The sequence below is a fragment of the Wolbachia endosymbiont of Tetranychus urticae genome, assembly GCF_046529255.1.
Lineage (GTDB): Bacteria > Pseudomonadota > Alphaproteobacteria > Rickettsiales > Anaplasmataceae > Wolbachia.
In genome coordinates, this window is sequence record NZ_CP114181.1 from 690,623 (window position 1) to 702,832 (window position 12,210).

Below are 12,210 nucleotides of genomic sequence, written 5' to 3' on the forward strand. Positions count from 1 at the left end.
TATTAGTGTTTTGGAATTTTTTTGGCATTTCACACTCCTTAAATGAATTAATAAAAGTATTATTTGAATTAACAAATACTTCTCTATGTTAGTGGATAAAATATTTAAACCTATATCTTTTTGTTAAAATTTTTATGTAAAAGTTACCTTTATTATACTAAGTAATGTATATATTAATATTTAGATTGATAAATTGATTTTACTTCTGTTACAACTTATTATGCATAGATAACCTCAGTAAAAACGATGAAGCTAAACGAAATTAGAGAAAGATTTATAAAATTTTTTGTAAATAATAATCATGAGCAAGTTCCTTCTTCTCCTTTGATTCCAGAGCATGATCCAACACTCATGTTTACAAATGCTGGTATGGTACAGTTCAAAAACATCTTTACCGGCACGCAAAAAACTGAAATGAAACGTGCCGTCTCAAGTCAAAAGTGTCTCAGAGCAGGTGGTAAACACAATGATCTTGAAAATGTTGGCTATACATCTCGGCATCACACATTTTTTGAAATGCTCGGAAATTTTAGCTTTGGTGATTACTTTAAAGAAATTGCGATAGAATTTGCGTGGAAATTTATTACTGAAGAATTGTCTCTTGATAAAAATAGACTATCCATAACTGTTTACCACACTGATGATGAAGCATATGAAATTTGGCGTAAGATAAGTGGCTTTTCAGATGATAAAATCATAAGAATTACAACAGATGATAACTTTTGGAGCATGGGCAATACTGGTCCATGTGGACCATGTTCTGAAATCTTTTACGATCATGGAAATTCCGCTTTACATGAAGACGACAGAATTGTTGAAATTTGGAACCTGGTGTTCATGGAATTTAATAAAGATGAAGAAGATAATTTACAAAAATTACCAAAAAAATGCATCGATACCGGAATGGGCCTTGAAAGAATAGCAGCTGTTATGCAGAACGTTCATGATAACTATGATATTGACCTATTTTCTGCTCTGGTAAGTAAATCGCAAGAGTACTGTGGAAATACGGAAAATAAAGTAGCTCATAAGATTATCGCAGATCACCTTCGTGCAGCTGCATTTCTCATCGCAGAAGGAGTGCTTCCTGGAAATGAAGGAAGAAATTATGTACTACGCAGATTGATCAGGAGAGCAGTACGTTATATCCACCTACTTGGATATAATGATTCTCTATTGAACCTTGTTTTTCCTGCACTCATAGATGGCACAAGTTTGGCTTATATGGGAGATGCTTATCCAGAGCTAATCAGAGTTAAAAGCTTAATAGAAACAACGTTAAAATCAGAGGAAGAAAACTTTAAAGACACTTTAATGAAAGGCATTAATCTCTTGGACAAATTCACTGCAGATTTAAAATCAGGTGACACTCTATCTGGAGAATCAGCATTCAAACTATATGACACTTATGGATTTCCTTTGGATATCACACTTGATATTTTGAAAGAAAGGAAAATAAATTTTGACCAAAAAGGTTTTGATAATGCAATGAAAGAGCAAAAAGAAAGAGCACGTGCTAATTGGACTGGATCTGGTGAAAAATCTGTTGAACAAGTATGGTTTAATTTAATCGATCAGTTTGGCAAAACGGAATTTGTTGGTTATGAACGTGATGAAGTAAAGGATGCAACAGTACTCGCAATAATTTCCTCTAAAAATGAAGTAATTGATTCTGCAAAAGAAGGAGAAAAGATAACTATTATACTTGATAAAACACCTTTTTATGGAGAGTCAGGTGGACAAGTGGGAGATATTGGAAATCTTATACAGTCTGATGGAAGTATGGTAACAGTCGAAAATACCAACAAGATTAATGACTTGTATTTGCACAGGTGCGTCGGCTCAATTTGTAAAGGTAACACAGTTACAGCTAGTATTAATAAAAAAAGAAGACAAGACTTAAGAAGAAATCATTCAGCTACACATCTTCTACACTTTGCACTCAGAAAAATCTTAGGTGATCACGTTACTCAAAAAGGTTCTCTAGTCGCACCAAATAGACTAAGATTTGACTTTAGTCACAATAAGCCAGTCACTCAGGATCAGCTGTCTTCAGTAGAAGATATAGTAAACTCTCTAATCAGAGAAAATCTTTCTACGTCCACAAAAGTTCAAGGTATGGATGAGGCAATAGACGAAGGAGCGATGGCCTTATTTGGTGAAAAATATGGTGATAATGTTAGGGTTGTAAAAATTGGAGATTCAAAAGAATTATGTGGTGGTACACACGTGGAGCGTACCGGAGAAATTGGTTTGTTTAAGATAGCAGCAGAATGTTCCGTTGCATCTCGAGTAAGAAGAATTGAAGCTTTAACCGGTCAAGAAGCAATTAATTATGTACGCAGTAACGAAATTAGCTTAAAAAAAGTTGCAGAATGCGTAAAAGCACCAGTAAATGAAATAATAAGTCGACTCAGTATTTTAAGCCAGGAGCGCAAAGAATTTGAAGTCAAAATAAAAAATCTTTATAAAAAGCTTATCAGTGTAGAAGCTGTAAAAAGTACCGAAATAAATGGAATAAATTTCGTAAGCCACACTTTCAATAACGTTCCAGGAAGTATAATAAGGGAATTTGCTCTACAGCAACAAAAACCGAAAACTGTAATAGCCTTCATGGTAACAGAAAAGGATAAAACAGTTTTGATTGTCAAAGTAAGTAAAGATTTAACTAATAAGATCAATGCAAAAGAGCTGGTATCTACTGTAACCAGAAGGGATTGCGGTGGAAATGCCGAACTTGCCCAAACAGGCTGTGATAACAATAAAATAGATGATGCCATTACAGCAATCCATAGCAAAATAACAGCTTGCAAAAACTAATACACCCTACTACCTCGGTATCTTTTAACCGTGAACGGAATCGTCAAGGTATTATGCAAATAGGGGTAGAGAAGACTTAACTGTCAAATGAGCATATCAGGTAATAAGAACTGGATTACAGCTCCATGCTCTGGAATGATATCTAGGTTTAAAGTCTACATAAAAATCATTTACAATCTACGTTCAATATGATAAGTTAAAAGCAGTTTATTCCTCGGTAGCTCAGTGGTAGAGCAGTTGGCTGTTAACCAATTGGTCGCTGGTTCGAATCCGGCCCGGGGAGCATTGTTTTATACAATCTGTACATTTCATTTTTGGCCCAGAATTCACTAACTTTTCTCTGTCTCTTAAACAGACAAAACTGTGGAGTTATATAGCTTTAAAACCTTTACTTTCAAAGTGCAAAGATGCCTGTACCTCACTTAGCTTACTACCTGATTCTTCCCCTATTTTTCTTTTATTACACCTACTTTTCAGTGAAGGCAGGACATTTTTAGGGAACGTGCTATCAATATAACAATAATTAAAAATAATTGAAGTAAGACGCACCAAATTTCCACTCGCCAAAGTCTGTGAACCTCTGTAATTAATGCTGTTATCATATACTTTAAGTGTAATAAGATTTATAAGATTCCCACTCGCTAAAGCCTCTGCACCTTTTTCACTGATTTCATTCCATCCTAAACTAAGCAACGTAAGATTTGTAAGATTTCCACTCGCTAAAGCTTTTGCCCCCCTATCGCCAATTTTATTATCATATAATTTAAGCTCAGTAAGACTTGTAAGATTTCCACTTGCTAAAGCCTCTACACCTTCATCACCAATTTCGTTTCCTCCTAAATCAAGCGAAGTAAGATTTACAAGATTCCCGCTTGCTAAAATCTTTGCACCTTCTGTACCAACATAACTGCAACTTAGATCAAGTGAAGTAAGATGAGAAAGCTGAGCTAATTCTTTTATAACCTCATAATTAATTTTTGAACATCGTAAAATAAGTCTTGTAATCTTTGTATTGCTTTTTAAAAAGTTTACTAATCTATCAACATTAATTATAGCACCTGATGTTGCTAAAGTGTTATCCTTTATATATTGGCTATAACTCATTTGACCTCACTATTAAAGCTATGCAAGTGTTTTAGTAAACACTTCAGCAACTGTCAATCACTTTAATAAAATATTTTATGAAAAACTTCATATACCATTGTCTCTACGCAGCTTTTTCTATCTCCTACTTTAACACAAAAGTTGTGAGAAGAGTTTATTTTTGGTATCATCGGGGGTTTTCGATGTTAATTTTTATATGAACTTTAAATCAGTCGTTTTATGTATATTAGATGGCTGGGGTAATGGAATAGAAAATAGTAAATACAACGCTATTAGCAATGCAAATCTCCCTTGTTGGCAACATATTAACTCTAATTATCCAAAGTGCAGTTTATCTGCCTGTGGAACTGATGTTGGATTACCAGAAGACCAAATAGGCAATTCAGAAGTTGGTCACATGAATATTGGTAGCGGTAGAGTGGTAATGCAAAGCCTTCAGCGTATTAATCAAGCAATCGAAACGATAGAAAATAATGCAAATCTACAGAATTTTATTAATGATCTAAAAAGTAAGAATGGCATATGCCATATAATGGGATTGATATCAGATGGAGGTGTTCATTCGCATCAAAAGCACATTTCATCTTTAGCAAACAAGATATTACAACGCGGAATTAAAGTTGTAATACACGCATTTTTAGATGGCAGAGACACACTGCCAAATTCAGGGAAAAGATGCATTCAAGAATTTACAGAAAGCATAAAGGAAAATGATATAAGAATCGCCACTGTCTCTGGGCGTTATTACGCTATGGACCGTGATAATAGGTGGGAAAGAACAATTGAAGCTTATGAAGCCATCGCATTTGCAAAGGCGCCTCGTTATGATGATGCAGTATCGCTTATTGATGAAAATTATCAAAATAATATAACCGATGAATTTATCAGGCCCGCAATAATAGGCGATTATCAAGGTATAAAACCAGAAGATGGATTGCTATTGGCTAACTTTCGTGCTGACCGAATGATACAATTGGCAAGTATTTTGCTAGGCAAAACGAACTACATAGAAGTAGCAAAATTCTCATCAATTCTAAGTATGATGCAATATAAAGCGGATTTAAAAATCCCTTATCTCTTTCCTCCTGAATCTTTTGCCAACACTTTGGGACAGATAATAGAAGACAATAAATTACGGCAACTGCGCATTGCTGAAACTGAGAAATACGCGCATGTGACCTTCTTTTTTAATTGCGGAAGAGAAGAACCTTTTTCCGGTGAAGAAAGAATACTAATTCCTTCACCAAAAGTTAAAACTTATGATTTGCAGCCTAAAATGTCAGCCTTTGAGCTCACAGAAGAGCTTGTAAAAAAAATTCATTCTCAAGAATTTGCGCTGATAGTTGTAAACTACGCTAACCCTGATATGGTGGGACACACAGGTAATATAAAAGCAGCCGAGCAAGCTGTGCTCGCTGTAGATGATTGCCTTGCAAAAGTACTCAGCGTTGTCAAAGAAGTGGGTAATACTGCACTCATTGTTACAGCAGACCATGGTAATGTGGAATGTATGTTCGATGAAGAAAATAACACACCTCACACAGCGCACACTCTAAATAAAGTTCCATTCATTGTATCTTGTAATAATCTAAAACTAAGAGATGGAAAATTATCTGATATTGCCCCCACTATCTTACAGCTACTTGGACTCAAAAAGCCAAATGAAATGACAGGTAGTTCGTTGATTATATAATTTTTCGTATTACTCTCTATTCACAACTGTTGTATAGTATTTTCTAAAATGAATGATAAATTACCATTATGGTATTACCAACCAAAAGTTGTAAGTCTGTACATTTATACATTAGAGGTCTGAGGCGGCTTTTGATGGTATGCCAACAGTGTTCTATGGGATTCAAATCTCACTTTTACCCACAAGTATAAAAAGCAAGTAAGATAGAGAAAAATATACTTAAGATGAGGTAAAAATGTGTGAAGTAAATAGAAATGTACAATGTGCTGATGGCTTAGGAGATAAATGGCTAGAAAAAGAGTTGAGACATGTTAATCTGGGAGATGTAAGGCTTAATACAAGACTTATTAAAACAAGCTATTTAATAGAGAATAAGGCGTCTGGGTCAATTAGTCAAAGCTGTGTAGGATGGAAAGAAGCTAAAGGTGCATACAGATTATTTAGCAATGAGAAGCTTGAAGCTAAGGAAATTTATTCTTCCCATTATAAAGAAACTATGGAAAGGATAAAAGGAAATGAGCTGGTATTTTCAGTTCAAGATACAAGTTATTTGGATTTTGACTCTCATATAAAGACTAAGGGTCTAGGTAGTATTTCTAAAGCCTATACAAAATATAAAAAGGGTTTGTTATTGCACAGTAACTTAATGGTTAACAAAGACGGATTACCTTTAGGGCTATCTTCTCAACAGTGTTGGGCACGTTCTATCAGGGAAGAAACAGCCCAAGAAAAAGCAAACAGGAAATACCGTACTGCTATAAAGGAGAAAGAAAGCTATAAGTGGATAGCGGCACTAAAAGAAACCCTAAATAACCTCGCAGAAGGTGTACAGCTTGTTACTATTGGTGATAGGGAAGCAGATATTTTTAAGTTTTTATGGACTGTTGAATCATTGGACAGTTTTTATGTAATCCGCAACCGAACTAATAGGAAATTCATCTGTATTGAAGGGGGAAAAACGGATTTGCAAACACGTATAACTCAACTGCCTGTAAAAAAGGAAATTGTCTTGAATGTTGCTGAAAATAAATACCAGATCTCAAGAAAAGCTAACATTGAAGTCAGGTATATGAAAGGCTATATACCTATCAGATCTCCTTACATTTATGGATCGAAAGATACAGAGCATAAAATAAGTGATAAAATCGCTATATATGTAGTAAGTGCCAAAGAAACAAATCCTCCTGAAAGAGTAGAAGCTATTGATTGGACTTTGCTGACTAATATACCAGTTAATAGCACTTTAGATGCTATAGAAAGGATAAATTGGTATAAGCTAAGATGGAAAATCGAGGAGTATTTTAGGATTTTAAAATCAGGATGTAAGGTAGAAAGCTCTCGTTTAGCTACAAAAGAAAGATTAGAGAAATTAATCGCTATAAAGAGCATTATTGCATTTAATATTTTATATTTAACAAAAATCGCTTTATCGAATCCTATGGAGGTTTGTACTAAGGTTTTAAGTAATGAAGAGTGGAAAACCCTTTACATACGTGAGCATAAAGTAGCCAAATTGCCAGAAGAACCTCCAAACATAAAACAAGCTATTATTTGGTTAGGAAAATTAGGTGGATTTATGAATAGAAAAAGTGATAATTTACCAGGAACTATGACTCTATGGCGTGGTTATGAAAACCTCAGGGAAAGCATGGTTATGCTTCGCATAATGACCTCTCAAAGTTGTAGGTAAAAGTGAGGATTCAAATCCGGTGAATATGTTGGAAGATACAGCACATGACAGCCAAAAGACTCTATTTGTGACTTTTTTTTAAAGTAATTTTTACCTGTTTTAGTCTATACCAAATTGAATTTATTCCAAATCCAAGATTTTGTTTCATCTCTGCCAGAGTGTGATCTGGATTCTTTGTAACATATTCTTCGAGTATTTTTGGGTCTATTTTTCGAATAAAGCTACCGTTTTTAGATGGCTTTAGGCTTTCACCAGCAGCTTTCTTTTTTAACCAGCGGTACAGCGTTGCTATTCCTATCTCCATGAGCTCTGCTATCTCAACCTTTGTCTTCCCTTTTTCTATCATCAATACTGCCTTTTCCCTTAAATCCACACTATATGCCATTATAACTCAAATACTTTATTATACCTTTATCATTTACTTTAGGAAATGCTATAGTTAGCAGTTTGCTTTTTTCCTTCAAATCAGGATCAGAGTTTATTATATCTTCTATGTCTTGCCTAACTTGCTCTAATTGTTTTTTTGCAAATTCTATCTGTTTTTCTATATATTCCCTGGCTTTTCCTGTAACCTTATGCAAACGACACTTATTTGCGTGAACTTCATCGTTTAGATTGCGCTCAATTGCTCTTAGCTCTTTTAGTTCTTCTTGCTTTTGTGAAACTATGTATTCTATTACTTCGTCATTTTTTGTGATAAATTCAGCATATTTTTCTAGTAATTTTGCATCTAATTTATCTGTTTTTGCAAAGTGGTTGCAGGCTTTTGCAAATGCATATACCCGATTTGGGTGAGCTCTGTGAACAGCTATTTTATATTCCCGTAACAACTTTATGACAAGTTTTTTATAACCACCTGTTGATTCTACTACACATAACCTAACAAATACGTTAACTATTTTTGACTTTATAAACTCAGATATAGCTCTTTCTACATTTTCTATACGCTGATGTTTATTATTAATTGAGATATCAAGTGTTTCTTTTGAAACATCAATACCAATGAAAACTGTTCTAGCCATTTTTGTACCTATAAATATAATCAAATAATAATGTAAATGTTGTACAGGATTGTGATTCGATCTTTTTGATCCCCCTACCGTTCGTACTCCATTTTTTAAAGCAAGGAGTGTACTGAGATGCCTACGATTTCTATCAATCAATCCAATTGACAGTATCACTCCTTGCTCATTATAGCCTTGCGGCTTTGATTTAATATACAATCCAGTCCTTTTATACAAAAAACGTTGTAAAGTGTTTACCAACTTAATGCCCAATCTGGATCCCAGTGCCAAGCACTGGGATGACACCATCATAAAGGAACTAGTATTAGCTACTTGAATGATATTACATAGATATGCTTTAACTTAACCCAACTTTTAAATTTTTCGCTGTTAGTACTAATGATTCATCAAAGAAGCTATTAATATCACCAATACTATCTATATTTTTCACACTGATAGACTGATCAATTCTTTTAACTAAATTGGATAAAACTTTATTAGGCCCAATTTCAACGAATTTATTAGTGCTACGGTTTGTCATATGTAAAATCATTTCTCTCCACCTCACTCTGCTTATGACTTGCTTAGCGAGCAAAGCTCTTATGATCTCTGGATCACTTTCTTCCTTAGCTGTAACGTTTGATACAAAAGGAATCGAAGGGCGAGTTATGTTGATGCTTTTTAAAAATTCCAGAAGTTTTTCATCAGCAGGTTTCATAAAAGATGAATGAAAAGGCCCACTAACTTGTAATTTTATCATTTTCTTGACACTTGAGTTTTTGAATAAATCAGGTAAGACCTCAAGAGCCTCTGCAGTACCACTCACCACTACCTGCCCACCACCATTATCGTTTGCAATTTCACAATCAATTTGAGCTGATTTTAATATACCTTCTACTTCACTTATTTCTGCTCCAAGTAGAGCAAACATTCCACCTTTGCATTTTAGTGAAGCTTCATGCATTGCTTCGCTACGAACTTTTAGCAATTTGACTGCAGACTCAAGCGTCAATGCCCCTGCAGCACATAGCGCTGTATACTCGCCAACTGAATGCCCACAAACATACTGAACGCTGTAAAGAGATTCACCAAATACGTGCTTCATAACACGTAGCGTTGCAATTGACACTGCCATTATAGCTGGCTGAGCGTTTTCCGTGATGGTTAATTTCTCAATAGGGCCATTGAAAATCAAATGAGACAGCTTTCTACCCAATATGTCATCTACTTCATCAAATACGTTCCTTGCAACTGAAAATTCATCATACAAGCTCTTTCCCATTCCTACAAATTGGGAGCCCTGACCAGGAAAAGCAAAAATCATAAAAAGTTTTTCATTCTTCATTGAGAATACTACTTTATTTATTTTTTGTCAATATTTCACAATAATGATTGACCAAATGAACCAGATTCACTAAAATCTTAGCTGGTAAGAAATTTGTAAGAACAATGGCAGAAATCGATTATCACAAAGTTACTATAGTTATGACAGATGGTCAAGAGTTTGAAACTTATTCCACTTATGGAAAAGAAGGTCAAAGAATAAAGCTTGATAGAGATCCTCTTACTCATCCTGCATGGACTGGAAGTTTGACAAGCGGTTCAGGGGAGAAGGATAGTAAAATAGCTAAGTTTAATGATAAATACGGGAGTCTTTTTTAGTTCCTCCCCTCTTTATTTAACATGTATAAATATAAAAATGTAGGCTATATTGCTTCTTCGCTACCCAAGTCTCAGGAAGTATCTAAACTACTACAGAAACTCAATTTTATCAATATAGCAGAAGCAGGTAAGCATGAAGTTGATTTGCTGATAGTTGTTGGCGGTGATGGTTTTATGCTACGCACTCTGCACAACTACGTCATAGGAAATAAAGATATACATGTATATGGAATAAATACCGGTAACGTCGGATTTTTGATGAATAAATGCTTTGAAGATCTAATTGATCATATAGAACATGCAGTTCCTACTCAGCTAACTTTACTAAAAATGGAAGCCAAAGACATAAATGGCAAAAAACACCATTACATAGCAGTAAATGAAGTGTATGTCTTTAGAAAAGCAAATCAAATAGTGGAGATGAATATTACCATTAATGATAAGCTAAAAGTAGAAAAATTCAGAGGAGATGGAATTATATTGTCTACCCCAACAGGTAGCACTGCATATAACTTCTCTGCCGGTGGGCCAATCTTACCACTTAATTCAAATTTACTTGCACTGACTTCCATCAATAGCTACTACCCAAGGCGTTGGAATGGAGCGCTAATCTCAAATGATACAATAGTGCAAATTGATATCAACGACGTGGAAAATCGTCCAGCACTTGTAGTATCAGATTACAAGGAATTTCCTGATATATCGCAGATAAAAATGCAGAAAGATCACGAAAACACAGTCACTCTGCTTTTTGATAAAGATTGCTCATTAGACGAGAGGATTTTTGATAAGCAATTTTTATACTAAATTCTTCATACTTATCTTTAAATTAGTATTTACCATATCTTAATAATTATAACGTAATCAACACAATATAGTGATTAATTTTGGAGCAAATATGCCTGAATCAGCAAACGGAGAGAACGTCAGAATAACTGAAAAAGATGGAATAGAAAAAACAAGTCTACCAAAACCAGCACGCAGAAGCACGGTGCCAAAAACAAATGGTGAAAATGAAACTTTACAACATACAAGTTCGGCTAGCGAATCAAGTTCTTATGAAGAAAGGCAAGAAGCATCGAATGTGAACAGTTCAGAACCTCTTTATGCATCCATAGATAGAAGTAAAAAAACTTCGAAAAAGAGTTTAGATAATGGAGTAGATAATCAAAGATTAGAAAGATCGGCTTCTAAAGAGACAGTATTTGATGAACCTTGGGATAGAGATGAAAGTGAGAAAAATCTTTTTGAAAAGCTCAGTCAGCATAGCGATACACCCCCAAGTCTTCCGCCATCATATAAGACAGACGGCTCTGAAAAATCTTTGCTTGGAGATAATAAAAAGACAAACAGATTTTTACAGAAAGTAAAATATACGATGCAAAAGAAGAAAGTTACAATGCCTTTCGTAGGTCTTATTACGGCATGTTGTATTACGTCAATCGTTTTAGCTGCGAAGCAAAGAGAATTCATTGGATTCATCGGCAGCATAAATCCTGTTACTATATTTGGCGGAGTATTAGCGTCTTGTTTAGTCTTGGGAATTACATGGGAACTTATGCAAGCAGTCCGTACTAAGGAGCACAAGATTACAAAAAGAGACACTCAAGAAGTTTTAGGTGAGATATTAGATACACTTAAGCAAGATGAGAAATGCATCAAGTCTTTGGTATTAAAATATAGCAACGGTAATCGTGTTTACTTTACGTTTCACTCTCTTCCAGAAAAAGCAAAAAGTAATTCAAACATCGTAGAACTTACAGGCCAGCCAATCTGTTACAAGAGTAAAGTAAATTCATTAATCAATGATAGAATATGGCTTCCTATCTTAGGAACAGTTCTTATTACTGGAAACATAACCTTCCCTTTAGCACTTTATTCAACAGGTGGTTTGAGCAACATAGTAAGTTCATACACAAATCCTACTATTTACTGGCCAATCGTCGCAATTTCAGGCACTCTACTGCTTTTCACTTTAGCTTGCACAATTCATCATTGGAACAAAACTGATTTTAAAGATTATTTGTTATTACATAAACAAAATGCTAATAGTGAAAATCCTAATGAAACAGCTATTAAAACTGTAAAAAGCAGTCAAGAAAAGATTAGTTCAAAATTGTTACAAGTAGTTGCTGAACGATGTGGCCATCCAGATATTACTTATATTATTAATTAAATCTGGCTCGTACTTCTTTTTATCGCTATTCCAGTACTGTAACTGCAACGTTTTGAAGATT

General features: G+C 34.6%; 10 protein-coding genes and 1 tRNA gene. 7 read left to right on the forward strand and 4 right to left on the reverse strand.

Going from position 1 to position 12,210, the window contains the following annotated elements:
- Nucleotides 1–246 precede the first annotated feature (246 nt).
- Both alaS and O1Q06_RS03800 read left to right on the forward strand, forming a co-directional pair.
- Nucleotides 247–2,820, forward strand: a complete 2,574-nt coding sequence (gene alaS, locus O1Q06_RS03795; RefSeq protein WP_410543045.1) for an alanine--tRNA ligase — start codon at nucleotides 247–249, stop codon at nucleotides 2,818–2,820.
- Between the two features lie 211 nt (nucleotides 2,821–3,031).
- Nucleotides 3,032–3,103 (forward strand) — tRNA-Asn (locus tag O1Q06_RS03800).
- An 86-nt stretch (nucleotides 3,104–3,189) separates the two neighbouring features.
- Here O1Q06_RS03800 and O1Q06_RS03805 read toward each other — a convergent pair.
- Nucleotides 3,190–3,924: a hypothetical protein gene (locus O1Q06_RS03805; RefSeq protein ID WP_410543046.1), complete on the reverse strand. Its 735-nt coding sequence runs from the start codon at nucleotides 3,922–3,924 to the stop codon at nucleotides 3,190–3,192.
- A 196-nt stretch (nucleotides 3,925–4,120) separates the two neighbouring features.
- On the opposite strand from O1Q06_RS03805, the gene gpmI reads away from it, so the two are divergent.
- Together gpmI and O1Q06_RS03815 are read left to right on the forward strand one after the other, a co-directional pair.
- On the forward strand, nucleotides 4,121–5,617 hold the full coding sequence (gene gpmI / locus O1Q06_RS03810) for a 2,3-bisphosphoglycerate-independent phosphoglycerate mutase (protein WP_410543150.1): 1,497 nt from the start codon (nucleotides 4,121–4,123) through the stop codon (nucleotides 5,615–5,617).
- Nucleotides 5,618–5,852: 235 nt separating this feature from the next.
- The gene (locus O1Q06_RS03815; RefSeq protein ID WP_410543041.1) at nucleotides 5,853–7,307 is read left to right on the forward strand and encodes an IS4 family transposase; all 1,455 of its coding nucleotides are present in this window, start codon (nucleotides 5,853–5,855) and stop codon (nucleotides 7,305–7,307) included.
- Nucleotides 7,308–7,368: 61 nt separating this feature from the next.
- Here O1Q06_RS03815 and O1Q06_RS03820 read toward each other — a convergent pair whose 3' ends face one another.
- The 3 genes from O1Q06_RS03820 to fabD form a co-directional block, all read right to left on the reverse strand.
- Nucleotides 7,369–7,692, reverse strand: a complete 324-nt coding sequence (locus O1Q06_RS03820; protein ID WP_410543040.1) for an IS630 transposase-related protein — start codon at nucleotides 7,690–7,692, stop codon at nucleotides 7,369–7,371.
- On the reverse strand, nucleotides 7,682–8,530 hold the full coding sequence (locus O1Q06_RS03825) for an IS110 family transposase (protein WP_410542778.1): 849 nt from the start codon (nucleotides 8,528–8,530) through the stop codon (nucleotides 7,682–7,684). Before O1Q06_RS03825 ends, O1Q06_RS03820 begins: the two co-directional genes overlap by 11 nt.
- 139 nt (nucleotides 8,531–8,669) lie before the next feature.
- The gene (gene fabD, locus O1Q06_RS03830) at nucleotides 8,670–9,635 is read right to left on the reverse strand and encodes an ACP S-malonyltransferase (RefSeq protein WP_410543151.1); all 966 of its coding nucleotides are present in this window, start codon (nucleotides 9,633–9,635) and stop codon (nucleotides 8,670–8,672) included.
- Nucleotides 9,636–9,760: 125 nt separating this feature from the next.
- On the opposite strand from fabD, the gene rpmE reads away from it, so the two are divergent.
- From rpmE to O1Q06_RS03845, 3 genes are all read left to right on the forward strand, one after another.
- Nucleotides 9,761–9,973 (forward strand): 50S ribosomal protein L31, encoded by a 213-nt coding sequence (gene rpmE, locus O1Q06_RS03835; protein ID WP_006013575.1) that lies wholly within the window; start codon nucleotides 9,761–9,763, stop codon nucleotides 9,971–9,973.
- A gap of 21 nt (nucleotides 9,974–9,994) precedes the next feature.
- Nucleotides 9,995–10,780, forward strand: a complete 786-nt coding sequence (locus O1Q06_RS03840) for an NAD kinase (protein WP_410543047.1) — start codon at nucleotides 9,995–9,997, stop codon at nucleotides 10,778–10,780.
- 91 nt (nucleotides 10,781–10,871) lie between these two features.
- Complete coding sequence (locus O1Q06_RS03845) at nucleotides 10,872–12,149, forward strand: hypothetical protein (RefSeq protein WP_410543048.1); 1,278 nt, start codon at nucleotides 10,872–10,874, stop codon at nucleotides 12,147–12,149.
- Nucleotides 12,150–12,210: the final 61 nt, after the last annotated feature.